The organism is Mycobacterium vicinigordonae, from assembly GCF_013466425.1.
In the GTDB taxonomy this organism is placed as follows: Bacteria; Actinomycetota; Actinomycetes; order Mycobacteriales; family Mycobacteriaceae; genus Mycobacterium; species Mycobacterium vicinigordonae.
Genome location: NZ_CP059165.1, coordinates 2,979,167 through 3,003,658, shown reverse-complemented (window position 1 = coordinate 3,003,658; position 24,492 = coordinate 2,979,167). Strand labels below are relative to the sequence as shown.

Sequence of the window (24,492 nt, the reverse complement as noted above, 5' to 3'; positions counted from 1 at the left end):
TCAGTCCGCCACCGAGCCGCCGACACGCTCGACCGCATCCAGGTAATCCTCGATCATCTCGCGCACCACCTCGCGGGCGGGCTTGACCTTGTTCATCAGTCCGACACCTTGACCCACCCAATAGGTGGCCAGTTCCTGCGCACCCTTGTTTCCATTCTCGGCAAGGGTATCCAGCCTGCGCAGCACGTTTTCGGCGACGATTGATTGCAGCGGCAAAGGCAGCGCACCAGGGCCTTTCGCTTCGGGCATCCAGGCGTCCGTCCACGCCGACCTCAACTGACGGGAGAATTTGCCGGTACGACCCTTCGATCGCACGGTGTCCCGCGACGAGGCGGTGAGCATCTTCTGCACCGTGTAGGGCGCTGTTTCGGCTTCCTCGGTGGTCAACCACACCGATCCAGTCCAGGCGCCCGCGGCACCCAGCGCGATTGACGCAGCGATCTGGCGTCCCGTGACAATCCCGCCCGCGGCCAACACTGGCACCGACCGGACCGGCCGAATTGCCTCGATGACCTCCGGTACGAGAACCATGGTGGTCACCTCGCCGCAATGCCCGCCAGCCTCGGTCCCCTGCACGACCAGCACGTCGACGCCGGCCTGCACCTGTTTGATCGCATGTTCCTTAGCGCCGACCAAAGCAGCGACCGGAACACCCTCGGCCTTGGCGCGGTCAATCATGAACTGCGGCGGCACCCCCAGTGCGTTGGCGATCAGTTTGATGGGATGACGGAAGGACACATCGAGCAACTCCTGCCCGATCGTGTCGGAAAGTGTCGCGAACATCCGGAAGGGCTCCTCGCCGATCTCCTCAAAGTGAACCCCATGCTCGGAAAGAATCTTGGCGACGTAGTCCCGGTACTGGGCGGGCACCATCGCGACGAGCTGTTCGGGCTTGAGATCCAGTCCTTTACCCTCGAACTTCTCGGGGCAGACGATGTCCACTCCATAGGGCTTGCCGTCGACCCTCTCGTCGATCCAGGACAGTTCGCGCTCAAGATCTTCGGGACTGTGCGACGACGCGCCGAGCACACCGAACCCGCCGGCATTGGTCACCGACGCAACTACGTCCCGGCAGTGGCTGAACGCCAGCAATGGAAACTCGATTCCGAGCATCTCGCAGATTGGCGTTTTCACTCGCAACTCGATTCGTTAGAATTTACCGACGATTTTCGTCCGTTATTATTCAACTATAGGGTTGGTGCGCGGCTCGCAGCAAGGCCGGGACGCTTTATCGCTTAATCAGTCATCGCTGATCGACAAGGCGCCCATTGGGCAGGACTGGACGCCCAGCCGCACTTGGTTCTCCTGGGCGGCAAGCACCTCCTTGTCCAGCCCGATCGAGCTGTAGCCGTCCTCGTCCAGGGTGAAGAACTCTGGGTCGGACGCTTCGCACATTCCATGCGCCTCGCAACGCGAAGAATCAACACTGACTTTCACCGCACGCCTTTCTCGTTCGTCTGCGTTCTCGCATCATCGGGTGAGCAACAGCGCACCACCTAGATATCCGCCACCAGCGGCGACCGCGGCCACTTCGGGGTCGCCGGGTACCTGACGGTCGGCTCCCCTACCGCGCAGCTGTACGCAGGCCTCATACAAATGCCCGAAACCGTGTAACCGTCCCGCCGAGAGCTGCCCTCCCCCGGTGTTCAGCGGCAGGTCACCGCTACGGCTAATGTGGTCGCCACCTGAGACGAACGAACCCGCTTCCCCTTTGCCGCACAGTCCAAGCGCCTCGAGCCAGATCAGGGTCAGGATCGAGAAGCCGTCGTAGAGTTGCGCGATGTCGACGTCGCCTGATGTCAGACTGGTATTACGCCATAAGGCCGCTGCGGCGTCGTGGGCGGCCATCGAGGCCAGGTCCTCATACTGGTCCCAATACGGCCGGCCGTGCAGAGCAGCACCCACAGCCTCAATCTGAATGACTTGGCCCGCAAGGTCAGCGGCGGTGTCGGCGCGCGAGACGATCACCGCAGTCGAACCGTCTATCGGGATGTCGCAGTCGAACAGACATAGCGGATCGGAGATCATGCGGGCGTTCAGATAGTCATCGACACTCATCGGATCCCGCAGCACCGCTTTGGGATTGAGCTTCGCGTTGGCCCGCAGTGTGATGGCCAATCCGGCGACCTGCTCGCGCGTCGTACCGAATTGGTGAAAGTAACGCGTGGCCAGCAGACCCGCCCAGTTGGCAGCCGAGACGGCACCGAAGGGAACCATCCACTGGTGGGATCCTTCGACGCGCCCGCCACCGGATCCGATCACCGAGGCACGTCGATCCGTGGTCTGCGCTGTGCTCTCCCACACGGTGCGGAAGCACAGCACGTGGGTGGCCAGACCCGCGCGAACCGCTGCGACCGCGTTGATGACCGCGCCGAGTTGGCCGGCGGTTTCGCTACCGCCCGAAAACCATTCCAGGTTCAGGCCGAGCGCGTCTTTGGTGTCCCACACGCCTGCGCCGGTGAAGCCGGGTGCCGGTCCTGATCCTCCGGGCCATGTCGAGAGTCCGTCGATGTCGCGGCGGTCGAGCCCGGCGTCTGCCAATGCTTCGAGTGCCGCCTGGACGGTCAGGGACAGTCCCGACCGGCCCAGCCTCCTTCCGATCTCAGACTGCCCGATCCCACTGATCACCGCCCCGGTGCTCATTGGTCGTCTCCGATAGGCCTGAACAGCGGGAGCCACACATCGCCCGCCGCCTCGAAGCACACCTCCACCCGCACGCCGATCGAAACGCGTTCAGGCTCAACGTCGATCAAGCGTGAAGTTAGGCGGAGGTCTGGATCGTCGTCGAGTCCGATGACCGCGATGACATACGGCAGCGGCAGGCTCGGGAGCCATTGTTGCCGGTTAATGGTGTGGGTCAAGACCGTGCCCCGACCACACGCCTGCTCGGGGGTCACATCGGTGCTCAGGCAAAACCTGCACACTGGCACCGGCGGATGCAACCAGCGACGACACGAACCGCAGCGGCAGATGAACAGTTTCCCTTGAGAACCACCCGTCCAGAACGGCGTGTTGCCCGGGTCCAGTGCCGGCAGCGGCGCTGTGGCGTCCGGCATTACCAGTCTCCTTCTACAGCTGGGATTTTCCCCTTTATGGGAATTCCTGACCGACGGGGCGCAGCACCACTGTGTTCAGCGCGAGATTGGCTGGCCTACTCAACACGAAGGCCACGACCTCAGCGACCTCGTCGGTTGCTAACAGCGTGAATGCCGTTCCCATGGTTCCGTGCCGACCTCCGGCTTCCAGCCGGGCGTGCTGCCCGATCTCAGTGTCGACGCGGCCCGGTTGCAGCAGGCAAACGCGGATGCCGGCGGGTCCGAGCTCCAGGCGAAGTGATTCGGCCGCAGCCGTAACCGCTGTCTTGGATGCGGCATAGATCCCCGTCGCCCCCGTTGGACGATGGGCGGCAGTCGAACCGATGAGCACAACATCGGCGGGCGCAATCATATGGTCAAGGCCGTATCTAACGGTGCTCAGGCAAGCGATCACGTTCAGGTCGAAAAACTCTCGCCAGATTCTCGGCTCACCGGTGCCAATATGGCCCATATGAGCCGCACCTGCGTTGGCGACGATCGCGTCGATCCCGCCCATGGCACGCGCTGCCTCAGCAATTGAATCCGACAGCCGCGCAGGGTCGGTTACGTCGCAGGGTATTGCGATGGCGTCCGTCCCGAGTTCGGCGGTCAATCGGCGCAGTCGGTCGATGCGGCGTGCCAGCAGCGTGACCTGACCACCCGCCGTGATCACTCGCCGTGCAACTGCCGCACCGATTCCACCGGATGCACCGGTGACCAGCACACGACGGCCGCTGAGCGGCGGGTGCGTCATGAGTCAACTGCGTCCGTCGTTGAACGCGTCGATCCAACCGAACGATGCAACAACAGAACGTGTTTCACCAGTACGTGTGCACCACCCATCGGCGGGACGATAGTGCGGATCCGCCGCATAGCCGGGCATCACGCCGTCGGGATGTGCCCGCCACCGCCAGTCCTCCCCGTCGATGACATAGTCGACACTGGTCGGGAACTCGTCGGCGCCGAAACTGGGTTTGCCGGAGATGTCGCGGGTCAGTTTGAACGGGCCGCCGTTATTGGCCATCACGGCAAAGCCCCAGTCATCGCCGCCGTGGCACAGTTGACCGACTTCGATTGTGCCGTCTTCGTATTCGACGCCCATAGTGAACCAAGCCACCTCGAGGCGCTGGAAGTACGGTGTCTGCCGCCACACGGTTCCCGAAACCAGGTGTTGCTGATCGACGGCGAAGAAGCCTTCGACCTGCTCGCCGAGCAGAGTGCCGCTGGCACGCAGGATATGTGACACATAAAGGTCGCCGCCCTCGCGGCACGGGTCGTACCACTGCAGTCCGCAGTCACCAACGACCTTGCCCTCGAGGTGCATGAGGGCCCCTTCGTCCCACACGGTGACATTGCGCGTCATCTCAAGGCTGAACGGCTCGCCAACGCTGCCCTTCACAGACGACGGCCGGATACGAAATCCGTTGTCGTCGGCCTGATACCGCAAAGTGCCGCCGCGCATGGAGTCAGTTGCACGCGGATGTGACGCCAAAGTTTCTCCGTCTGAGGCATTGCAGACCAAGCCGGCGCTGAGTTCGCCACTGATCTTGCGCAGCACCGTATATCGGCGACCTGCCCGGTCGGCGAAGCCGCCGTAGAGGTACGTGCCGTCCTGCACGAGATTGTGGTAGCGGAAGGTGGGCAGCATATCCACGAAGTCGATCGCGACAGCGGAAAGAACCGCCTGATGGTTGAAATCGCCGCGGCGTTGTTTTATCAGTGAAATCGACAATGTCGTTACCTCATTCGATCCAGGTGTCAGCCGCCCGCTTGCCGGGCGTGTAGGTGCGGTGAAATAGTCCAGTTGTCGTCCTGATGGGCGCCGCCGACATTGCGACACCCGGCGACAGCCAACTCGAATGGCGTCCGGATGCCCGGTTCAGCCGCAATCAGCGCGGGCAGCAGGTTCACGTTGTACATCGCGGTGCCGAACAGCGCTGGACGATCCTGTTTGCCTGCCGGGTCACGCAGGCTAAGGTGCAGGTCATAGTCCGGGATGCCCCGGATTTCGACACCATAGCCTTGTTCGTGACGCCACTGCTCACCGATGTCGCGTCGCAACCGGTTGACGTGTTCTATTCGTAAGCGTTCTGTTCCACCTACAGTGCCGGTAACGCCGAATCGGATTGCCGCGATTGCCCCGGCTTCGACCCGCTTGGCGGGCACGTCGAATGTCTCTGTGCAGCGTAGTGTTTCGCGGAATTCCTCGACGTGGAGGTCAGGACAGCCGAACACGTCGGCCAGTCCCCGTAGGGACGACCCCCAAGTCCGCTCCAGCACGCCGGCCCGGTGAAAGCGACTCGATGATGTGTCCATGACACCCAGACCCAGATCGTTGAGGCGCCATAACGGCAATGGGTCGTAGTCCCGCACTTCGTAGAGAGTCAGGTGGTCGATCCGTTCGGTCACCGCCGAGAGCACTAACGGGAGAAGTTGGGTAGTAAAGCCCGGGTCGATGCCCCCGTAGACGATCGATGCACCGCCGGTCAGGGCCGCCTCCTCAATGGGCCCAAGGATTTCGGGCGGGCATGACGGCGGATGCAAGAGCTCCGGAATTCCCAGGTATGCGACGTCGACTCCGGCCCTTAGGTACGGCAGCACCGGCTCGTAGCTGCGGCTCTTTCCGCAGTACAACAGCGCGTCGGGCCGCTGCGCCAGTACGTCGTCCGGTGAGGTGGTCACGATCGTCCCGCACAGCTCCCAGCCGATCAGTTCCGCCGCGTCCTTGCCCGCTTTGTCCGGCGTGAAAGTCTGGACACCGCACAGCGTCATGTCGGACCGGCTCAGGATTCCGCGGATCGCATAGTGTCCGACGTCGCCCACGCCACACAGGGCGATTCGCAAATCGCTCATCCCACGCCCACATTCGTGCGCCGCATACTGCGCTCGATCGCTGCGCGCCCGGTGATCAGCGGTAGCTCCAGCGGACTGTGCATACCAGGTGTGGCGGCAACGAGGATTGGGATCGCATTCACGGCGCGCATGACCGTGGCCAGCACACCTTGCTGTGTCGCATCCAGACCGGCGCCCCCGAGCGCGACATCCACGTCGATGTCCGGGCTGCCTGCGATTCGGATCCGGGTGGTGCGTCGGCCGGGGTCGGCCGGCTGCGGCCAATGCGGCGCGATGTCGTCGATCAACCGGTACACGTGCTCGATCACGAACATCGGCGCACCATCGACCTCGCCGATCACCTCGAAATGCAGCGCGGCAACTTGGTTCGCCCTATAGGTGCCAGCCGGTACGGTGAAGTCCCTTCCCGCGGGCTCGATTTCACGTACTTCATAGACACGGTCGAGGGTCGCGCCCAGACCCTCGGCAAGCATCGTCATCGGCCCCATCCAGTTCTGGGCTATCGAACCCGCAACGTAGTGCTGGGCGTCGGTGGCGACGTCGTTCCCTAAGCCTGATCGCCACCGTCGGCCCCGGTAGGTTCCGACGTTCATCGCTTCCTGTACCCGGATAGCGGTGATCTCGCGCGACAGGCTGGTCAGGTGCAGCACCAAGGCATCCGCCATGAAGCCCGGTTCCACCCCCGTACACAGGAATGAGGTCCCTCCGGCGGCGCAGGCATCCTCGATGCGTCGTTGAGTGTCGGGCCCGGCACCGGCTGGGTGGACCAGCATCGGGTAGCTGGTGGTCACGACGTTGATACCCGCCGACAGCAGCCGACAGAACTCGGCTACAACGTCTTGGTGGCGGCCGCGATCGGTAGCCATGTAGCACACGCAGTCCGGTGCTGCGGCGACGACCGACTCGATGTCATTCCAGACGGGTGCAGGTGTGGCGCAACCTGCCAGGGCGCCCGCGGCATAGGCCGGATTGCGCGCCCACACTCCGGCGAGTTCGAGTGCTGGTGAATTCAGGATGGCCTGCAGCGCAACAGAACCGGTGTTGCCCGTACCCCACTGCACCACTCGGATCGGTTCTGTCATCTCACGAGAGTCCTACGCTGGCATCGTCGCGCTCGCTGTTGGCGACCATCGCTTCTTTGTAGGTGACGGTAAGCGTCGCGATCGCGCGATGTCAATAGAAAATACTAATTCTATATATTCTTTAGCATTCCATTGCTACCGACGGGACGTGAAGACCGATGGCTGCCAAGCGACTTGGCCGGTGGGTGCCCGTTGACGCACGATGACACCGATAGGACGGGCGCACGCCGGTGCGATCTACCAGAGCGCACCGGCGCTTGGTCAACCGGAGCTACTGTGTTACCGCGGGCTAGTAGAGCAGGTCGATGACCCGATCTTGGTTCTGCGTCTTCGCCACGTAGCGGCGGACACTCTTCATGTGGTCACGCCATGCACGCTCAGCCGCTTCTCCGTCGCCGGCGCGGATCAGTTCGGCGATCTTCTCGTACCCACGGAGCGCACGACGGTTGGCACGCCGAATCTCTTCGGTGTCGGGACCGATTTCGGCCAGTGACTTGGCAAGCTCACGCTCGACGATCTCCGAGAGCATGCCGATGACGGCGGTCAACGTGTGATTGCCCGACAGCTCTACGAGTTTGACGTGGTAGCGAACCCCGGCTTTGCTGAACGCGGGGGGATCATCGATCGCCGCCCGCACCGCCCCCAGCTCGACGTCGAGTTGCGCCAGAATGTCTTTTGTTGCGGACTCCGCCAAGCGGCGGACGGCAGCTGGCTCGATAGTGAGCCTGGCATCCCACACGTCACCGACGGTGGTGCCCGACAGCGTCAGCACCATCCCGAACAGATCGGCAACCGCGTCGGGACCCGGCACCGTCACCCTCGCGCCGCCGGGCGGGCCCCGCCGGATGGTGACCAGGGAATCACCTTCGAGCAATCGGAATGCTTCTCGCAGCGTTGGCCGTGAAACTCCGAACCGCGCTATCAATTCGGCCTCGGTCGGTAGCCAATCGCCGTCGACCAACTCACCGCGGGCGATCATCCGCCTTATCTGTGCGGCAACCTGATCCGACATTTTCATCGGACGAACACGCTCGTGCGAGGCGGCCAGAACGAACGGTTCCCGTCCAGCCATACGCTCCCCCCTCGCATCCAAGCTCGACCGATAATGAATAGAGATGATTCAGAGAATTAGGATATCAGGGCTTTGCCGGATTGGTCGGCGGCGCACCTGGCTGGTAAGCCAATCCGGTGCATTAGTCGGGTGTCTGCGTGAAGACTGCGAGCGGTCGCACCGCCTTCAGCATCACCAGCGGGATGTGTCGGCTCGTCGACCGCTGATAGGACACGTACGGCGGATACAGGTGGCACATGTACTCCCACACATCGTGGCGCTCAGTGGCTTCCGGTTCGCGCCAGGTGGCCTCGAACGCCTGAGTCGCGATCTGTACGTCGATGGTCTTGCTGGCGACGATGTTCAGATACCACTCCGGGTGCGTGTCGGCGCCGCCCTTGGACGCTACGATCACGATCTCGCCGCCGACATTGCCGTAGATGAGCGGCTTGATGTAGGTACTGCCGGACTTTCGCCCTCGGTACCGGATCAGACAGTGCGTGGTCATCTCGCGACCGCCGATCGCGCTGAGGTCGACGATGTGTCCCTTCGCACCGCCGGAATCGAGGTACATCGCCAGATGCTCTTTCATCCAGTCGCTGCGTTCTGCGCGAATCGTCGCGGCATCAACGTCACCCATGAACCATTCCCTTCGGCTATCGATGGCTCCAGCGACCCTACTGGCCGCCCGATGGCGACGAAATGCCCACCACAGCGACTACGTAAACTCGCCGAGCTCACTCGTCTTATACATCACCCGTACACGCCCGCGTAGATCGCTTCGATTTGCTGCGCGGTCGGGACAACGGGGTTGTTGGCCGGCGACCCGGAAGCCATCGCCTGCTGAGCCATTAATGGCGTCAGCGACTCCCAGTCGTGCGGGTCGATGCCGTAGGACCGAGGGGTGGGAACTTCGAGTTCGGCACACAACTCAATCAGCGCTTCCACCAGTACCTCGGCGGCCACCGAGTCGCTTGTATCGGCACCGGCCACTCCGAAAGCGCGTCCGCACTCGGCATACCGTTTCGGCGCTCCGGACACCGAAAACTGCGTGACGGCCGGGAACAGCATGGCGTTCGACAACCCGTGTGCTACCTGGAAATGTGCGCCAATTGGACGGCTCATCCCGTGCACCAGCGCGACGCTGGAGTTCGAGAAGGCCATCCCGGCCTGCGTCGAGGCAAGCATCATCGCCTCCCGCGCCGCGGCATCCGAGCCGTCGCGGTAAGCCCGCTTGAGGTTGCCGGCGATAAGCCGGATTGCGGAGAGAGCGAGGCTGTCGCTGACCGGGTTCGCTTTGCGACTCACGTACGCCTCCACCGCGTGGGTCAGGGCGTCAACCCCGGTGTCGGCGGTCAACCGCGGCGGCATCGATATGGTTAGTTCGAAGTCGACGATCGCGGCCACCGGCAGGAACGACAGACCGGTGCAGAGCATCTTCTCGCTGGTGTCGCTGTCGCTGATCACCGTGAATTGCGTTGCCTCCGAGCCACTTCCCGCCGTAGTAGGCACTGCAATCACCGGCAGCGCCGGCCCCGAGTAGCTGTTGGGCGCCTTGAACTTGCGCATCGGCCCGCCCTGATGGGCAAGCACCGCAAGCGCTTTCGCCGAGTCCATGGGGCTGCCGCCACCCAAGCCGATCAGGCAATCGGCCTGGTGTGCGTGTACTGCCGCGACCCCGTCCGCAAGCGAGGCGGTGGTGGGATCGGCTACGGTGCGGTCGAACACGGCGGGGGTCAAGTCCGATTCGCCGAGCAACGTGACGACTCGTGCTGCCAAGCCGGTGCTGACCAGGAACGCATCTGTCACCAGCATCGGGCGGCGCAACCGCAGGCCGCGCAATACCTCGCCTAGTTCCTTGATCGCGCCCGGTCCGATGCGAACCTGACGGGGAAACGAAATCAGTACCGACAACCGTCCTCAAAACCTTTCGCTCGGCGGCACCGGCTCCCCGGGGTCTCCGCCTGCCAGTCGGCGCCGCTTTCCCTATCGGAACGCCCTTCGCGGCTAGCAGTAACAGAATAGGGCGGCTCGCCTGGCGACAACCGGCGGTGTGGCCGACAGCCTGATCTGAGTGTCTACCTGGGCTCTTTTGGGCGCGCTCGAGTTGGCCCACGGCCGCGCCGTGAGCCTGTTCCAATTGCGTTGCATTGCAACTGCTTCATCAACCCAGCCAGCACGATGAGCTGCGCAGCGCTATCGTCGTAATGGAAATCACGCAGTGTCGCACGTCGAGGAGGCGGTCATCATCGCACTCAAGGTAAGGCTGGCAGGACTGCTGGGTGCGCTGGCGCTGCTGTTCGCACCAGTGGCCCACGCCGATCCCCCCGGTCCTGGCGTTCCCTGCCAGGGAGGTGCATGTCAGCAACCGCGCCCGACATGGGATCCCAATCATGAACGCGGGGTGTTGGGCTGTATTCGAGGTGCCTGCATTCCGAAACCGAATTCGTTCCCCATCCCCTAAGACCCTTACGCGCGACTCGGCTCCGTCTCGGGTCCGAAGGTGCCCTCCGCGGGCATCATGGCCGCCGCGATGGTGTCACGCACGGACAACGTCGTGGCTGCTGACCGCGCAGCCGGTCGGGCGAAATAGGTCGCGTAGAAGGCGGCGATGAAGGCGGCCATCGTGCCGACTATCAGCGGGCCGGTGAGCAGGGCGTTGCGTGCCATGGCCTCCGCAAAATAGCGACAGCTCAGCAACAGCACCGCCAAGAGCACCCCGCCGGCAAGGATCACTGCCGTCCGCGACCAGATCCGGCCGCGCAACGGTTCGCGCAGCACCGCCTCCGCCGTCAAGCACAACAGCGCCCCCGCCACCAGATCGACGCCGTAGTGGTAGCCGAAACCGAGGGTTGCCGCGATAGTGCAGACCAGCCAGACCGTGCCGCCCGCCCGTAGCCACCGTGGCCCGCCGCGAGAATGGAGGAAGACCGCCAGCGCCCACGCCGTGTGCATCGACGGCATGCAGTTACGCGGAGTTTGGCCGTCGAAGCCAACGGGTCTGGGCGACAGGTCAATCGGCGGCAGCGCGTGTGGCCAGTAATTGCCTACCTGAAAGCCTCCGCCAGCACCGCCAAACGCGAACTCTGGGCCGACCAATGGGAACAGCACGTAAATCACCGGTCCGAGCAGCCCGAGCAGCAGAAAGGTTGGCACGAGGAAGTGGCGCGGCCAGCCGGCCGCGGACACGTTGCGCAGCTGATAGATGGCGACCACCAGCGCCGCGAGCGGCAATTCGATGTACACCCAGTGCAGCCCACCGCCCAGCACCGGGCCGCCGGCGCTGATAAGGCGGCCAAATAGCCAAGATGGTTGCGCCAGTGCGTGATCGGCGAGCAATGCGTATTCGTCGAAGACCTTCGGGCGGGTAAGCGCGGTGATCCGCAACCAGGCGTCGCCGACTTTAGTCGCAATAACGAGCAGCAGGCCGAACGCGACGCCCCGATAGGCGGTAGTGGATCCACCCTTGAGCCACCGCCGTGCTCCGACGAAAGCCAGCACGGTGAGCACGATCAGCGGTCCATTACCTACAGTCAACAGTTCGCCCCGAGCGATTCTGGTCGCGGCGAAGAGGAGGTCCAGGCAGGCTGCCGCTGACAGGGCGACGATCCGCGGCCTGGTGGATAGTCCGGCCATCGCCAGACCCAAGCCGACCCACGGCACCGTGGCCGACTTTGGGGTGGCGACGTAGTCGCTAACCAAGCTGTGCAACGGTCCCTGAAACGCGAGCCTGTTCGCGGCAAGCTGTAACACGACGAGTACTACGACAATGGCCGCGACGGCGATCGCCGGCCAGGTGCGGCTCAGTGGCATCCGCGCCGGCACTCGTCGTAGTTCGTCGGTGAACACCCGCAAAATTTTAGGTGTCGAACGTACGTCTGAGGCAAGAAATCCTCAGGATCGCCGTGCCGGTGTGTCGGCGGCGGCCCACTATGGCTCGTCGACCAGCTTCTTTAGGAAGGCGGGCAACCGGCCGGCACCGAAGTCGTAAAACCGCGCCCAGATCGGTTCGATGCAGATCCGTGTCATCTGCGGGTACGTCGCCTTGACGTTGCGTTCGAACTCGGCGAGTTCCGGTTCCTCCATCGAGGCTCTCGCCGCCGTCAGGTATTCCTCGGTGACGCCGTCAACGGTGTCGAGTGACGCGATACCACGCATCAAGAGTGCCTTCGCCTCCTCCGGTGTGGAGCCGCCGTCGATGGTCAGGGCAACCTGAGGGCGGGACGCAAGCGCGCGGGCCTTCGGGGAGGTCGGTGCGGTGGAGACGACGACTCGGTCGCCGGTCCAGTGAAACCCCACGGGCACGACTCGGGGGAAGCCGTCGGCTCCGTTGTAGGCGAGCCGGGCCATGGACCCGGAGAGCAGGTCCTGGGCGCCGGGTTGGCCGAGCTCGGCGGCAAGCTCGTGTGCGTTCATCACGCTTGTAGTCTTACCCAATCGAGCCCCGAGGAAAGCTGCGCTGCCGGAGGCCATCGCTGAGTGCGCCGTAGTGTCAGCCGTCGAAGCCAAAATCCCGATTACCAATGCAGCAGAGGCGCACAGGCTGCTGGACTCCCTCCCAGAGGGAAGGAAAGGGACTGCTGACCGTGCGAGAAGCCTGACGTCGTCACCATTGCGGCGGTAGGGCACCCTGGGTGTCGAAGAGGTTCATCTTGTACGTCGAGACCGGTGGCGCCCAGCCCAACAGCTTGAGCCCATAACGGTATTTGGCCGGCCAGCGCCGCCCGACATGCGGCGGCGGAGAGGCGAACGTCCGCGACTCACGCAGCCGCAGCCCCAGTGTCTGCAACTGAGCCGGGTCCGCACAGGTCCACTGCATCCGCGCGGTGACGGCTTTGAACACGGGATTGCGGTCCTGGTTGTTCATCATGACCGGACCGGCGGTGTCGAAGGCGATGCGACAACCACGGAAAGCGTCGGCCAGCCGGGCCAGGACGGCTCTGACTTCAGACTCGGGAAAGTACAGCAGGACCGCTTCACTCAGCAGCAACACAGGGATATCCGGTTCTGGACGGACGACGTCATACCAGTCGGTACCGAAGATTGACGCGGTGATCATGGTGTAGCGATCGTGTTCTTCGAAGAACCGATGACGTAAAGCCATGGTGTCCTCGAGATCGATGTCAAACCAACGCACCACGCCGTTGTCGAGACGATCGAAACGCGTCGACAACCCGCACCCCACATCGACCACCGTGGCGGATGGGTGTTGCTGCAGGAACGCCTCGACGTAGCCGTCGAAGATCGAGGCCCGCAGCACCGAACCGGCCAACGACGGACCGGAGAATTTCGCGAAGTCGTAATCGATCGCCTCAACAAACTCAGCCGCCCGCCGGTCACCGAGCACACTGCGTCTGTTCTGGGCGTCCAGGGCCCGTCCGTACAACGGAATCAGTAGCGTTTCTTGGATCTCACCCAGCTCGATTGACATACCCACACTGCGACCCTACCTTAGGGTGCCCTAACTTAATGTGCACCCGCCAGCACCGTCGAAAAAACTTCAATAACCGGCCAGAGGGGTTAATTCTAGTCCGTCAATAAAGGATCATTGCCAACCTGCCATTTGGGGTCAGCAGTGAGAATTCACCGGGATTCGCAGGCGATTCCATCATTGTCTCGGTCTAGCCACGCCCCGTACGCGGGGTCGCCCCTGGGTATGTTGTAACGCCCCTCTTTCGCCGCCGCCTTGCAATTGGCGTAGGGCGGATCTGCCTGTGCAGGTGCAGCCATCACTCCGACACCAAACACACCGATAGCGGCCAGTGCGGCCAGCAGGATGCGAACAGCCATAAACTTTCCTTCCTGTGCGTCAGGCAGATTACGACGAACGCGTCGCTTTCGAGCCGGAATCGGCAAAGTCAATGGAACTGCGCGCACGACGAGCATTCGATCCCGGCAGTTTGCTGATCGTTACTCCTACAAATCCGGTAATGCGCACTTCCTGAAAGAGTTCTCTCCCTAGAGCACCCGGGGACATCTACTCTCCGAAGCCGTGACATCCATCCCACGACTGCGGCCTGCCTGGGCTGCCGATGCGTCGCTGAGTGGGATCTGGGTAGCTGCGGGAGAGTCCCCCGAGTGGATCCGGCGCGCTGCTGACAACTTTAGGGTCAGCCCTAGGAATACAAGACTGGAAACACCGGAGTATCAACAGTGGGAAGGATCACCGGAAGACCTGGCCGCCATTGTGAGAGGCCATGTAGCGCTTGGCACCTTCGGCGACCCCGAACCCCTGAGCGGCTATGTCTTCACACTGTCGGGGTCAAGCCGCCAGGTTGTGCTTCATGTGCAGATCTCAGCGGGTTCGCACTCACAGGGCAGGCGGGTTCCACTGCACACGGTATCCATCGATATGCGGGAGGTGACCTCGGACGGTGTCACCGGCAAGGTCGGCGACACGCTGTCTGCCACCGTCATCGACGCATGGAAACCGCTGACGCGCAGCCTGTCTGACCCCCTAGTGAACCGCATCGCCCGGCGCGGCGGCTGGAAGATCCCCCTCGGCTACCGAACGTGGGTCAACGCAGGAGTCGGGGCAATCCATCAGTTGGAGAAGGACTCACCTCCACGCAGCTAGGCAGCGGGACGCTCACATCCGCTCCCGATGATTGGCCTGCAGAAAAGGTTGTAGTGCAAAAACATGTTCTGGCCTGCGTCGGGCTGACAGGATTTGAACCTGCGACCACTTGACCCCCAGTCAAGTGCGCTACCAAACTGCGCCACAGCCCGATGCCACCGCGGATAACGGCAGCAGTCCGAAAGCCTACCGTAGCGAGACCCTCCTCCCGAACCAGGCATTCACTTCGTCGGCGAGTGCGCCGAGCTCGCACGAAAACAAACTTGTGAAAGATCCACCCCACGCCCGTGCGCGCTAGTCGAACCCAACCGCTTCAAGAATGGGCCCGTCAGCGGCGCCGCGCGCCCCGCTTCTCCCGAACCCGCACATTGATCCGGATCGGGCTGCCCTCGAATCCAAACGTCTCGCGTAGCCGCCGCTCCAAGAAGCGCCGATATCCGGCCTCCAGGAAACCGGAGGTGAACAACACGAATGTCGGCGGCCGCGCGGTAGCCTGCGTCGCAAACAGGATGCGGGGCTGCTTGCCACCACGCACCGGGGGCGGCGTTGCGGCGACCACTTCTTTGATCCATGTGTTGAGCGGCCCGGTCGCGATCCGGGTATCCCAGGAGGCCAGGGCATTCTCCATCGCCGGCACGAGCTTCTGCACCGCCCGGCCCGTCTTGGCCGAGATGTTGACCCGCTGCGCCCAGCGCACCTGAACCAGCTCGCGGTCGATTTCACGGTCCAGCAAATCGCGGCGGTCCTCGTCGACCAGGTCCCATTTGTTGTAGGCCAGCACTAGCGCCCGTCCAGCCTCGATCACCATCGACAGCACCCGCAGATCCTGCTCCGTAAGCGGCTGGGACGCATCGATCAGCACGATCACCACTTCGGCAGCGTCAATGGCACCGTGGGTGCGCACGGAGGCATAGAACTCATGCCCGCTAGCCTGGCCGACTTTGCGGCGCAGCCCCGCGGTGTCCACGAAGCGCCACACCTTGCCGTCCAGCTCGATGAGCGAGTCCACCGGGTCCACGGTGGTGCCGGCGGCGTCGTGCACCACCGACCGCTGGTCGCCGGCCAGCTTGTTCAGCAGCGAACTCTTGCCGACATTAGGTTTACCGACCAGCGCCACCCGCCGCGGACCGCCCGGTCCCGACGCCGACTCCCCCACTTCGGGCAGCGCGTCGAGCACCGCATCGAGCAAATCGGCCACTCCACGCCCATGCATGGCACTAATCGCGTACGGCTCCCCCAGCCCCAGCGACCACAGCTCGGCCGCATCCGCTTCCACCCGCTCACTGTCAACCTTGTTGGCGGCCAAGAACACTGGCTTGCCAGAACGCAGCAGGATCCGGGCTGCGGCCTCGTCAGCCGTGGTGGCGCCCACGGTGGCATCGACCACCAGGATCACCGCGTCGGCGGTACGCATCGCCACCGACGCCTGTTCGGCCACCAGTTGCTGCAGGCCCTTGGCGTCGGGTTCCCACCCCCCAGTGTCTTGCACGACGAATCGGCGGCCGGTCCACAGCGCGTCGTAGGAAACTCGGTCGCGGGTGACGCCGGGCACGTCCTGCACAACGGCCTCTCGCCGGCCGATGATCCGGTTGACCAGAGTCGACTTGCCGACGTTGGGTCGTCCGACGATGGCCACGACCGGCGCCGGACCCGCCTCCCCCGAATCATCCAGCCCGGAATCAGTTAATTCCCAGTCGCTTTCGTCAGACCATGTGCCATCTTCGGTCACCGTACCGCCTCACTTCTCTGGGTGACCAACTTCTGCAAGTGGGCGATCACTTGCGCTTCGGTCATGTCGCCAGTGTCGACGACGATTGCATCCGCGGCTGCCCGCAACGGCGACACTGCCCGAGTCGAGTCCAGATAGTCGCGGCGGCGCACGTCGGCCAGCACCGCCTCGTAGTCGTCGGGGAATCCGGCCCTGACATTCTGGGCGTTACGGCGTTGCGCACGTGTCTCCGCCGATGCGGTGAGGTAAATCTTCACCGGCGCATCGGGAAACACCACGGTACCGATGTCGCGGCCCTCCACGACAATCGGCGCGGCACCCTGTGACAACTCCCGTTGGATGTCGACCAACCGCGTTCGCACCGTAGGCACCGCCGACACCGCGGACACCGCCTGGGTGACCTCGTCACCGCGGATCTGTGCCGAAACATCCTCTCCGCCAAGCTGAAAGCTGCTGACATCGGGGTCGTATCCCATCGAGATCTGCACGTCAGCGGCACATGCCGAGACGGCCTCGGCATCGGACGGGTCGACACCGGCCCGCAGCGCGGCGAGCGTCACCATCCTGTACATCGCCCCGGTGTCAAGGAAGCGTGCTCCCAGAATGCGGGCCAATCCCCTTGACACCGAAGATTTTCCGGTTCCAGCCGGACCGTCGATCGCTATCACCATGCCGGTCACAGCCCAACCGCCTGGTACAGCTTCCCGATCTCGTCGTGGCGCAGTGCACGCACCGAACCCGGCCGTTGCTTGCCCAGCGTCACCGCCCCAATATCGGTGCGCACCAACGCTTCCACCGGAAATCCCACCGCGGCCAACATCCGGCGCACGATCCGGTTGCGTCCCTCGTGCAGTGTCACTCGCACCAACGTCTTGCCGGGAATCGAGTCCACCAACGCGAAGTCGTCGACCCGCACCGGCCCGTCTTCCAATTCGATACCGGCGCGCAGTTGCTTACCCAACCCGCGCGGTACCGAACCCGTCACCGTCGCGAGATAGGTCTTCGGCACCTCGTGGGACGGATGCATCAACCGGTGCGCCAGCTCACCGTCGTTGGTCAGCAGGATCAGCCCCTCGGTGTCGGCGTCCAACCGGCCGACGTGAAAAAGTTTCTTGTTGCCCCGGACTTTTCGCTCTATCAGGTCGCCGATGCACGGCCGGCCGCGATCGTCCGACATGGTTGAGTGCATGCCGCGCGGTTTGTTCAGCGCCAGGTAGACCAGCGAGTCGTCGAGTACCACCCTGGCACCGTCGACCCGGATCACCGATGCGTCGGGATCGACCCGGGTACCCAGCTCGGTCACCACCTGCCCGTCCACCTCGACGCGACCCTCGACGATCAACTTCTCCGCCGCCCGACGCGACGCAATTCCGGCCTGGGACAACACCTTTTGCAGCCGGGTTCCCTGCGGCTCATCGAATTCGACCATCAGTCATGGTCCACGTCGAACGTCGCCGCCGAATCGGCCAGCTGACCTCCGGCCAGCTTGATGAAGCGTGGCTCGCTGTCCAGGGATTCGCTGAGATCGTCGATCGTGTCGACGTCGGGGAGCAGCGGCGCAATGTCGGGCAATGACGACAAAGAGTCCAGGCCCAGCCGCTCCAGAAACAATTCGGTGGTGGCGAACGTCACCGCCCCGCTGTCTTCGTCGTTGCCGACCTCGGTGATCAGGCCGCGCGCCAGCAAGGTCCGCATCACCGCATCGACGTTGACACCACGCACGGCGCTGACCCGCGCACGCGTCACCGGCTGACGATAGGCCACCACTGCCAGCGTTTCCAGCGCCGCGCGAGTCAGCTTGGTCCGGGCGCCGTCCAGCAGCAGCTTCTCCACGTAGGGCGCGAACCGGGCCCGGGTGTAAAGCCGCCATCCCTCGCCGTTCTGCCGCAGGTCGATGCCGCTATCGCGAGCGGCGAGTTCCTCGGACATCTGCTGCAGCTTCTCCGCGACCCGGCGAACCGGTCGCTCGATCACAGTGGCCAGCACCTCGGCGGTCACCGGGGAGTCCACCACCAGCAGCAGCGACTCAAGGACCCGGCCCAATTCTTCGGGATCCAGCTCCGCGGGCTCGGCGATATCGGCGATGCCAGCATCTAGCCCATCTGGCATGTCTTCGGTCACTTACTCGTCTCGCACTTCTAGCAGCGATTGGCTGGTTGGTCGTTCCCCGGTCCACGACACCTGGAGCATGCCAAGGGGCTCGGACTGGTCGAATGCTACCGTCCGGGACCGATACAGTTCGAGCAGCGCCAGGAAGCGCCCGACGATCTCGACCGGCACCGTACAGTCGGCCACCAGCTCGGAAAACGAAGCCCACTGGCCGCTGCCGCGAGTCTCCAACAACGCCAAAATGTGCCTGGCCTGCTCGGGCACCGACACCGACTGGGCGTGCAGGTGCCCGACGCCCACCGTGGGTACCGGGCGCGGGGTGAATGCGATCGCGGCGATCTCGGCGAAGCGCGCGGCGTCGACCCCGATCATCACCTCGGGCAGCAGGCCGTCAAAGCGCTCCTCCAGCGACACCGAGCGCGGATAGCTGCGCAGCGCGGTCGCCTCCAATTCCGCGAACATCTCCGCAACGTGCTTGAACGCCCGATACTGCAGCAGCCGGGCGAACAGCAGGTCGCGCACCTCCAGCAGAGCCAGGTCGTCCTCGTCGTCAACCTGGCCGGCGGGCAGCAGCCGGGCGGCCTTCAAGTCCAGCAGCGTGGCCGCCACCACCAGGAACGCCGTGGTTTCATCGAGGTCCAATTGCGCGCCGATCGCCTTGGTGTACGCAATGAAATCATCGGTGACCTGGTGCAATGCCACCTCGGTCACGTCGAGCCGATGCGCGAAGATGAGTTGCAGCAGCAGGTCGAACGGACCCTCGAAATTGGTCAGCCGGACCTGGAAGCCACTCTCGGGTGCGGCGTTCACACGCCGAATCGGTCGATGAACTCGCGCGCCAGCGCCCGATACGCGATGGCGCCGGTGGATCGGGGCGCCCAGGTGGTGATTGGTTCTCCGGCGACGCTGGTCTCCGGGAAGCGCACGGTGCGGGTGATCACGGTGTCGAACACTAGATCACCGAACCGCTCGACGACGCGGGCCATCACTTCGCGCGAATTGACGGTCCGCGGGTCGTAGCGGGTGATCAGAATCCCGCTGATGTCCAGTTTCGGGTTGAGCCGGTCGCGCACCTTGTCGACGGTGTCGGTCAGCAGCGCCAGCCCGCGCAGCGAGAAGAACTCGCACTCCGTCGGAATGACCACACCTTCGGCGCAGGCCAGCCCGTTGACCGTGAGCAGGCCTAGCGACGGTTGGCAGTCAATCAGCACGTAGTCGTAGCGGTCCAGCAACGGATACAGTGCCCGGCCCAGAGTCTGTTCGCGACCCACCTCGTTCACCAGCTGAATTTCGGCGGCGGACAGATCGATATTGCTCGGGACCAAGTCCAGGTTCTTGACCCTGGTGTGGAGCAGCACGTCATCGATCGACACCCGCGGTTCGACCAGCACGTTGTGGATGGTCTTTTCCAGCTCGTAGTGCGGAACGCCCAACCCGGCAGACAGCGCGCCCTGCGGGTCCATGTCCACCAGCAGCACGCGCCGACCGTATTCGGCCAGGGCCGCACCCAGGTTGATCGTCGAGGTGGTCTTGCCGACGCCGCCCTTCTGGTTACACATGGCGACGACCTTGGCCGGGCCATGGCCGGTCAGCGGCGCAGGCTCGGGAATCGCCCGCGCCGGCCGGCCGGTGAGGCCGAGCTCCGGGCCACTGTCCGGTGCGTCGGTCATGCCCGGTCGCGACGGCTGGTGAAGGGCGTCTGCTGGGACATCGCAGGAAAGTGTAACGGCTGCGCCCGCCTGCGTATGGCGACCCGCAGGCAACTGCCAGACCCGGTTTTTCCCGCGCTGCGTAAGGTGGCACCGATGGGTCTCATATCGCGCCTACCAACCCTGGGATGGTCTCTCCTGCGGATGGGGCTCGGCGCCAGATCGTTCAAGAACACCGGCCAGTGGGGCGATGGACGCGAAGCCGCCGCCGTCGACTATGTGCTCAAGAACGCCAAGGCGGGCGATGTCGACGACGTGCTGGCCACCATCGACAAGTTCGCCTACGAGAAGTCGATGCTGATCAACGTTGGTGACGAGAAAGGGGAACTGCTCGACACGGCGGTACGTCGGGCTGATCCGGCGCTGGCGCTCGAATTGGGCACATATGTCGGATACGGCGCCATGCGGATCGCCCGCGCCGCTCCGAAGGCGAAGGTGTACTCCGTTGAGTTCTCCGAAGCCAACGCGGCCAACGCCCGCCGGATCTGGGTGCATGCCGGCCTAAGCGAGCGCATCACCTGCGTGGTCGGCACCATCGGCGACGGCGGACGCACACTGGACACGCTGGCCAATGAGCACGGATTTGATTCCGCCAGCCTGGATTTCGTATTCATCGATCACGACAAGGCCGCTTACCTCGATGATCTGCTAAGCATCATGGAGCGCGGCTGGCTGCACCCGGGTTCGATCGTGGTGGCCGACAACATTAAGGTGCCGGGCGCACCCAAGTACCGCGCCTACATGCATGAGCAGCAAGGCAAGACCTGGCAGACCGTGGAGCACAAGACCCACCTCGAATACCAGTCGCTGATGTCCGATTTGGTGCTGGAATCGGACTACCTGGGTTAGATCCCCACACGCTAATGCGCGCGAGGGTGCGCCCCCGCCCACACTTCGCGCAGCGCGTGCACAGTGACCAGCGTGTAGATCTGCGTAGTAGTCACCGACGCATGGCCCAGTAACTCCTGCACCACGCGGACGTCGGCGCCGCCTTCGAGCAGATGGGTGGCGAACGAATGCCGCAGCATGTGCGGCGACACACCTGAAGTGATGCCGGCACGTTCAGCGGCGTCCTGCAGCACCTGCCACGCGCTCTGCCGGGACAATCGACCCCCCCTGGCATTGAGGAAGATCGCCGGGGTTCCGCGGCCGCGCCGCGCCAGATCCGGGCGACCGCGGACCAGGTACGCGTCCAGCGCCTGCACCGCCGGGCGTCCGATCGGAACCAGCCGTTGTTTACCACCCTTGCCGCGCAACAACACCGAGCGGGCCTGCGTGTCAATGTCGTCGACGTCCAAACCCACGGCTTCGGAGATCCGCGACCCGGTGGAGTACAGCAGTTCCAGCAACGCCCGATTCCGCAGAGTCAACGGGCCATCGGCGGCGTCCTCGCCACCGGCAGCCTCCAGCAGGGCCAGCACCTGGTCGATGGTCAAGCTCTTCGGTAACCGCCGGCCCGGGGTCGGCGGACGCACCGAGCGCGCCACGTCGACCTCAGCAAGACCTTCGGCGGCGGCGAAGCGGTGCAGGCCGCGCACCGCGATCAGCGCGCGCGCAGCCGAAACAGCCGACAGCGCCGCCGCCCCAGCCTCAGGATCGCCACGTCGCAGCGCCACCAGGAACTCGCTGACATCCTGCTCGCCGACCTGTGCCAGATCGTGAATACCACGCTCCTCCAAGTGTTTTGAGTAGCGGCGCAGGTCTCGGCGGTAAGAGCTCAACGTGTTGGCCGCGACGCCGCGCTCGATCGTCAGATGATCGAGATAGCCCTGCAGCTGCGCGTCGAGCGTCAGCGCCGTCGTCACTGCCCAGCCTTGCGCTTCGCGAACGCCGACGGCTTGTCGATCCACGGGCTGTCCACCGCGCGTGCCGGCGCCAATCCGCTGGTCACCGCATAGGTAGCCAGAATCCCAGCAACCGCAATGGAATTGACGAACTCACCACTGAGCACTCGCTGCACCGCATCGTCGAGGGCGAACCACCGCATCGTCATGTCGGCTTCCTCGTCGTGCGCTTCTGGCCGACCGACGTCGGTGAGATCGGTAGCCAGATAGATGCGCACCGATTCGTCGCTGTAGCCGGGGGCGGTCTGGATGTCCACCAGCATCTGCCAGGTACCGGCCTGCAGGCCGACCTCCTCTTTCAACTCCCTGGCGGCAGTCACGGGGGCGGGCTCGCCAGCTGCATCGAGCAAGCCGGCGGGCAGCTCCCACAGCCGCCGCTGGGCAGTGTGGCGGTACTGGTAGACCATGGCGATGTTGTGGTCGTCGTCCATCGCGACTACGGCGACCGCACCGTAGTGTTCGAGAACCTCCCGCTTGGCGATATTGCCGCCGGGCATCCGCACCTGGTCTCGGCGCAGCGCGAAAATTGCTCCCTGATAAAGGGTTTCGGACGATACCGTCTCGAAGTCGTGCTCAGCCACGGGTGACGGGCTCGGGCAGCGACTGCGCGACCACCGAACCGGCACCGCCTCTATGCTCGGTGCCGTTGGGTGGAGGTTGATCGGGGACTTCCGGTATCTCGACGGGCAGCAGTTCACCCGCCTGGTAGTCGATTGCCGCCTTGACGAATGCGACGAACAACGGATGCGGCCGGGTGGGGCGGCTTTTCAACTCCGGGTGGGCCTGGGTGCCGACAACGAACGGGTGCTGATCGGCCGGGTATTCGACGAATTCGACCAGATGGCCGTCAGGTGAGGTACCGGAGAACCGCAGGCCACTTTGCGCGATCTGCTCCCGGTAACTGTTGTTCACTTCATAGCGGTGCCGGTGTCGTTCGGATACCTCGGTTGTCCCATACGCCTGGGCCACAATGGAATCCGGCTCCAGCACCGCGGGGTAGGCGCCCAGTCGCATGGTGCCGCCCAGGTCAGCCTGCCCGGCCACGATATGCTCTTGGTCGGCCATGGTGGAGATCACCGGATCCGGTGTGTCCGGTTCGAATTCGGCGGAATTGGCCTCGGTCAGGCCAACCGATCGCGCCGCCTCGATCACGATGCACTGCAGGCCGAGACACAAGCCAAGCACCGGGATACCGCGCGCCCGCGCGTGCCGGATGGCGCCGATTTTCCCCTCAATGCCGCGGATCCCGAAGCCGCCGGGGATCAGCACCCCGTGCACGTCGCCGAGCGCGGCAGCCGCACCACTGGGCGTCTCGCAGTCATCCGAAGCCACCCAACGGATTTCGACCTTCGACCGGTGCCTGAACCCGCCCGCCCGCAGGGCTTCGCTGACTGACAGGTAGGCGTCGGAAAGTTCCACATACTTGCCCACCAACGCGATTCGCACCGTCTCGTGCGGCTCGTGCACACGGCGCAGCAGGTCGTCCCACTCCGTCCAGTCGACGTCCCGGAATGGCAAGTTGAGTCGGCGGACGACGAATGCGTCCAGTTCCTCACGGTGCAGCACCTTGGGAATGTCGTAGATCGAGGGTGCGTCCGGGGTTGAGATGACGCCGTCGATGTCGACGTCACACATCAGGGCGATTTTGTTTTTCAATGCTTCGGGGACGTCGCGGTCACACCGTAGTATCAGCGCGTCCGGGCTGATACCGATGCTGCGCAGCGCCGCCACCGAGTGCTGCGTCGGCTTGGTCTTAAGCTCGCCGGACGGCGCCAGGTACGGTACCAACGACACGTGCAGGAAGAACACATCGTCGCGACCCAGATAGTGACGGACCTGGCGTGCCGCCTCCAAGAACGGTTGCGACTCGATATCGCCGACCGTGCCGCCGATCTCGGTGATGACGACGTCGGGACGATTGCCCTCGGCGTCGGGCTCGGCCATCGCCAGAATGCGGCGCTTGATTTCGTCGGTGATGTGCGGGATCACCTGCACGGTGTCGCCGAGGTATTCGCCGCGACGCTCCTTGGCGATCACCGTCGAATACACCTGACCGGTCGTGACATTCGCCGACCCGGACAGGTCGCGATCCAGGAACCGCTCGTAATGACCGACGTCGAGGTCGGTTTCGGCGCCGTCCTCGGTGACGAAAACCTCGCCGTGCTGGAACGGGTTCATGGTGCCTGGGTCGACATTGAGGTACGGGTCCAGCTTTTGCATCGTGACGTACAAACCGCGTGCGGTCAGCAATTGGCCGAGGCTACTAGCGGTCAGGCCCTTGCCCAGCGAGGAGGCGACACCACCGCTGACGAAGAGGTGCTTGGTGGCGGTTTGCGGATGCTTGCGCAACTGGGCGACCTCCGTGAAGACGGGCAGGGCATTTTGCAGGAAAATCAACGAGCTGGGCCTGCCGACCCACGGAAACCCACCCTAACATCCACCGGCTCTCGCCGCGGCGAACACG

Annotated in this window: 26 protein-coding genes, 1 tRNA gene and 1 pseudogene; 3 read left to right on the top strand and 25 right to left on the bottom strand. The window is 64.0% G+C overall.

Features of this window, described 5'->3' with window-relative positions:
* From H0P51_RS13595 to H0P51_RS13540, 13 genes are all read right to left on the bottom strand, one after another.
* Positions 1-1,134: an NAD(P)H-dependent flavin oxidoreductase gene (locus H0P51_RS13595; RefSeq protein ID WP_180918537.1), complete on the bottom strand. Its 1,134-nt coding sequence runs from the start codon at positions 1,132-1,134 to the stop codon at positions 1-3.
* Between the two features lie 105 nt (positions 1,135-1,239).
* Complete coding sequence (locus H0P51_RS13590) at positions 1,240-1,395, bottom strand: ferredoxin (RefSeq protein ID WP_246398641.1); 156 nt, start codon at positions 1,393-1,395, stop codon at positions 1,240-1,242.
* 75 nt (positions 1,396-1,470) lie between these two features.
* On the bottom strand, positions 1,471-2,643 hold the full coding sequence (locus tag H0P51_RS13585) for a thiolase family protein (RefSeq protein ID WP_246398638.1): 1,173 nt from the start codon (positions 2,641-2,643) through the stop codon (positions 1,471-1,473).
* Positions 2,640-3,056, bottom strand: a complete 417-nt coding sequence (locus H0P51_RS28525; protein WP_246398636.1) for a Zn-ribbon domain-containing OB-fold protein — start codon at positions 3,054-3,056, stop codon at positions 2,640-2,642. The genes H0P51_RS13585 and H0P51_RS28525 overlap by 4 nt, the downstream gene beginning before the upstream one ends.
* A gap of 34 nt (positions 3,057-3,090) precedes the next feature.
* A complete protein-coding gene (locus tag H0P51_RS13580; protein ID WP_180918535.1) occupies positions 3,091-3,828 on the bottom strand; it encodes an SDR family oxidoreductase in 738 nt (245 codons plus the stop codon).
* Between the two features lie 3 nt (positions 3,829-3,831).
* Positions 3,832-4,806, bottom strand: coding sequence for a hypothetical protein (locus H0P51_RS13575; RefSeq protein ID WP_180918955.1), 975 nt, complete (start codon positions 4,804-4,806; stop codon positions 3,832-3,834).
* A gap of 26 nt (positions 4,807-4,832) precedes the next feature.
* Positions 4,833-5,927: a hypothetical protein gene (locus tag H0P51_RS13570; RefSeq protein ID WP_180918534.1), complete on the bottom strand. Its 1,095-nt coding sequence runs from the start codon at positions 5,925-5,927 to the stop codon at positions 4,833-4,835.
* Positions 5,924-7,009, bottom strand: coding sequence for an NAD(P)H-dependent amine dehydrogenase family protein (locus H0P51_RS13565; RefSeq protein WP_180918533.1), 1,086 nt, complete (start codon positions 7,007-7,009; stop codon positions 5,924-5,926). The genes H0P51_RS13570 and H0P51_RS13565 overlap by 4 nt, the downstream gene beginning before the upstream one ends.
* Before the next feature lie 289 nt (positions 7,010-7,298).
* A complete protein-coding gene (locus H0P51_RS13560) occupies positions 7,299-8,081 on the bottom strand; it encodes a FadR/GntR family transcriptional regulator (protein WP_180918532.1) in 783 nt (260 codons plus the stop codon).
* Between the two features lie 121 nt (positions 8,082-8,202).
* The gene (locus H0P51_RS13555) at positions 8,203-8,700 is read right to left on the bottom strand and encodes a nitroreductase/quinone reductase family protein (RefSeq protein ID WP_180918531.1); all 498 of its coding nucleotides are present in this window, start codon (positions 8,698-8,700) and stop codon (positions 8,203-8,205) included.
* Positions 8,701-8,813: 113 nt separating this feature from the next.
* Positions 8,814-9,974, bottom strand: coding sequence for an iron-containing alcohol dehydrogenase (locus tag H0P51_RS13550; protein ID WP_180918530.1), 1,161 nt, complete (start codon positions 9,972-9,974; stop codon positions 8,814-8,816).
* 555 nt (positions 9,975-10,529) lie between these two features.
* Entirely contained in the window at positions 10,530-11,873 is a 1,344-nt protein-coding gene (locus H0P51_RS13545; RefSeq protein WP_180918954.1) for a phosphatase PAP2 family protein, read from the bottom strand.
* A 117-nt stretch (positions 11,874-11,990) separates the two neighbouring features.
* Positions 11,991-12,476, bottom strand: a complete 486-nt coding sequence (locus tag H0P51_RS13540; RefSeq protein ID WP_180918953.1) for a pyridoxamine 5'-phosphate oxidase family protein — start codon at positions 12,474-12,476, stop codon at positions 11,991-11,993.
* Positions 12,477-12,531: 55 nt separating this feature from the next.
* On the opposite strand from H0P51_RS13540, the pseudogene H0P51_RS29235 reads away from it, so the two are divergent.
* Positions 12,532-12,661: pseudogene (locus tag H0P51_RS29235) on the top strand (NAD(P)H-quinone oxidoreductase); the annotation flags it as partial.
* A gap of 5 nt (positions 12,662-12,666) precedes the next feature.
* Here the strand turns inward: H0P51_RS29235 and H0P51_RS13535 are convergent.
* On the bottom strand, positions 12,667-13,491 hold the full coding sequence (locus tag H0P51_RS13535; protein WP_246398633.1) for a class I SAM-dependent methyltransferase: 825 nt from the start codon (positions 13,489-13,491) through the stop codon (positions 12,667-12,669).
* A 152-nt stretch (positions 13,492-13,643) separates the two neighbouring features.
* Complete coding sequence (locus H0P51_RS13530) at positions 13,644-13,790, bottom strand: excalibur calcium-binding domain-containing protein (protein WP_246398802.1); 147 nt, start codon at positions 13,788-13,790, stop codon at positions 13,644-13,646.
* 556 nt (positions 13,791-14,346) lie between these two features.
* Between H0P51_RS13530 and H0P51_RS13525 the strand changes: the two genes are divergently transcribed.
* On the top strand, positions 14,347-14,637 hold the full coding sequence (locus tag H0P51_RS13525; protein ID WP_246398631.1) for a hypothetical protein: 291 nt from the start codon (positions 14,347-14,349) through the stop codon (positions 14,635-14,637).
* 78 nt (positions 14,638-14,715) lie between these two features.
* Here H0P51_RS13525 and H0P51_RS13520 read toward each other — a convergent pair.
* From H0P51_RS13520 to H0P51_RS13490, 7 genes are all read right to left on the bottom strand, one after another.
* A tRNA-Pro gene (locus H0P51_RS13520) sits at positions 14,716-14,789 on the bottom strand.
* Positions 14,790-14,965: 176 nt separating this feature from the next.
* Positions 14,966-16,366, bottom strand: coding sequence for a ribosome biogenesis GTPase Der (gene der, locus H0P51_RS13515; protein WP_180918527.1), 1,401 nt, complete (start codon positions 16,364-16,366; stop codon positions 14,966-14,968).
* Complete coding sequence (cmk, locus tag H0P51_RS13510) at positions 16,363-17,037, bottom strand: (d)CMP kinase (protein ID WP_180918952.1); 675 nt, start codon at positions 17,035-17,037, stop codon at positions 16,363-16,365. The genes der and cmk overlap by 4 nt, the downstream gene beginning before the upstream one ends.
* Before the next feature lie 5 nt (positions 17,038-17,042).
* The gene (locus H0P51_RS13505) at positions 17,043-17,795 is read right to left on the bottom strand and encodes a pseudouridine synthase (protein WP_180918526.1); all 753 of its coding nucleotides are present in this window, start codon (positions 17,793-17,795) and stop codon (positions 17,043-17,045) included.
* The gene (gene scpB / locus H0P51_RS13500; RefSeq protein ID WP_180918525.1) at positions 17,795-18,487 is read right to left on the bottom strand and encodes an SMC-Scp complex subunit ScpB; all 693 of its coding nucleotides are present in this window, start codon (positions 18,485-18,487) and stop codon (positions 17,795-17,797) included. The genes H0P51_RS13505 and scpB overlap by 1 nt, the downstream gene beginning before the upstream one ends.
* Positions 18,488-19,285, bottom strand: coding sequence for a segregation/condensation protein A (locus H0P51_RS13495; RefSeq protein ID WP_246398628.1), 798 nt, complete (start codon positions 19,283-19,285; stop codon positions 18,488-18,490).
* On the bottom strand, positions 19,282-20,145 hold the full coding sequence (locus tag H0P51_RS13490; protein ID WP_180918524.1) for a ParA family protein: 864 nt from the start codon (positions 20,143-20,145) through the stop codon (positions 19,282-19,284). Before H0P51_RS13490 ends, H0P51_RS13495 begins: the two co-directional genes overlap by 4 nt.
* Positions 20,146-20,280: 135 nt before the next feature.
* Here H0P51_RS13490 and H0P51_RS13485 point away from each other — a divergent pair, with 135 nt between their 5' ends.
* A complete protein-coding gene (locus tag H0P51_RS13485; protein WP_180918523.1) occupies positions 20,281-21,033 on the top strand; it encodes an O-methyltransferase in 753 nt (250 codons plus the stop codon).
* Between the two features lie 11 nt (positions 21,034-21,044).
* Here the strand turns inward: H0P51_RS13485 and xerD are convergent, their stop codons facing one another.
* From xerD to pyrG, 3 genes are read right to left on the bottom strand one after another with little or no spacing between them, the layout of a single operon-like run.
* Positions 21,045-21,977, bottom strand: coding sequence for a site-specific tyrosine recombinase XerD (gene xerD, locus H0P51_RS13480; protein ID WP_180918950.1), 933 nt, complete (start codon positions 21,975-21,977; stop codon positions 21,045-21,047).
* A gap of 8 nt (positions 21,978-21,985) precedes the next feature.
* Positions 21,986-22,609, bottom strand: coding sequence for an NUDIX domain-containing protein (locus H0P51_RS13475; protein ID WP_180918522.1), 624 nt, complete (start codon positions 22,607-22,609; stop codon positions 21,986-21,988).
* Positions 22,602-24,377 carry a CTP synthase gene (gene pyrG / locus H0P51_RS13470; RefSeq protein WP_180918949.1) on the bottom strand — a complete coding sequence of 592 codons (1,776 nt, stop codon included), beginning with the start codon at positions 24,375-24,377 and terminating at the stop codon, positions 22,602-22,604. Before pyrG ends, H0P51_RS13475 begins: the two co-directional genes overlap by 8 nt.
* Between the last annotated feature and the right edge of the window lie 115 nt (positions 24,378-24,492).

Excerpts from the sequence above, each read along its gene's own strand:
- H0P51_RS13560 (WP_180918532.1), bottom strand. The coding sequence starts at position 8,081 with ATGGCTGGACGGGAACCGTTCGTTCTGGCCGCCTCGCACGAGCGTGTT.
- H0P51_RS13535 (WP_246398633.1), bottom strand. The coding sequence starts at position 13,491 with ATGTCAATCGAGCTGGGTGAGATCCAAGAAACGCTACTGATTCCGTTG.
- H0P51_RS13505 (WP_180918526.1), bottom strand. The coding sequence starts at position 17,795 with ATGGTCGAATTCGATGAGCCGCAGGGAACCCGGCTGCAAAAGGTGTTG.
- H0P51_RS28525 (WP_246398636.1), bottom strand. The coding sequence starts at position 3,056 with ATGCCGGACGCCACAGCGCCGCTGCCGGCACTGGACCCGGGCAACACG.
- H0P51_RS13590 (WP_246398641.1), bottom strand. The coding sequence starts at position 1,395 with ATGTGCGAAGCGTCCGACCCAGAGTTCTTCACCCTGGACGAGGACGGC.
- H0P51_RS13530 (WP_246398802.1), bottom strand. The coding sequence starts at position 13,790 with ATGGCTGCACCTGCACAGGCAGATCCGCCCTACGCCAATTGCAAGGCG.
- H0P51_RS13540 (WP_180918953.1), bottom strand. The coding sequence starts at position 12,476 with ATGAACGCACACGAGCTTGCCGCCGAGCTCGGCCAACCCGGCGCCCAG.
- H0P51_RS13580 (WP_180918535.1), bottom strand. The coding sequence starts at position 3,828 with ATGACGCACCCGCCGCTCAGCGGCCGTCGTGTGCTGGTCACCGGTGCA.
- H0P51_RS13565 (WP_180918533.1), bottom strand. The coding sequence starts at position 7,009 with ATGACAGAACCGATCCGAGTGGTGCAGTGGGGTACGGGCAACACCGGT.
- H0P51_RS13555 (WP_180918531.1), bottom strand. The coding sequence starts at position 8,700 with ATGGGTGACGTTGATGCCGCGACGATTCGCGCAGAACGCAGCGACTGG.
- H0P51_RS13490 (WP_180918524.1), bottom strand. The coding sequence starts at position 20,145 with ATGACCGACGCACCGGACAGTGGCCCGGAGCTCGGCCTCACCGGCCGG.
- H0P51_RS13585 (WP_246398638.1), bottom strand. The coding sequence starts at position 2,643 with ATGAGCACCGGGGCGGTGATCAGTGGGATCGGGCAGTCTGAGATCGGA.
- H0P51_RS13545 (WP_180918954.1), bottom strand. The coding sequence starts at position 11,873 with ATGCCACTGAGCCGCACCTGGCCGGCGATCGCCGTCGCGGCCATTGTC.
- H0P51_RS13485 (WP_180918523.1), top strand. The coding sequence starts at position 20,281 with ATGGGTCTCATATCGCGCCTACCAACCCTGGGATGGTCTCTCCTGCGG.
- H0P51_RS13570 (WP_180918534.1), bottom strand. The coding sequence starts at position 5,927 with ATGAGCGATTTGCGAATCGCCCTGTGTGGCGTGGGCGACGTCGGACAC.
- cmk (WP_180918952.1), bottom strand. The coding sequence starts at position 17,037 with ATGGTGATAGCGATCGACGGTCCGGCTGGAACCGGAAAATCTTCGGTG.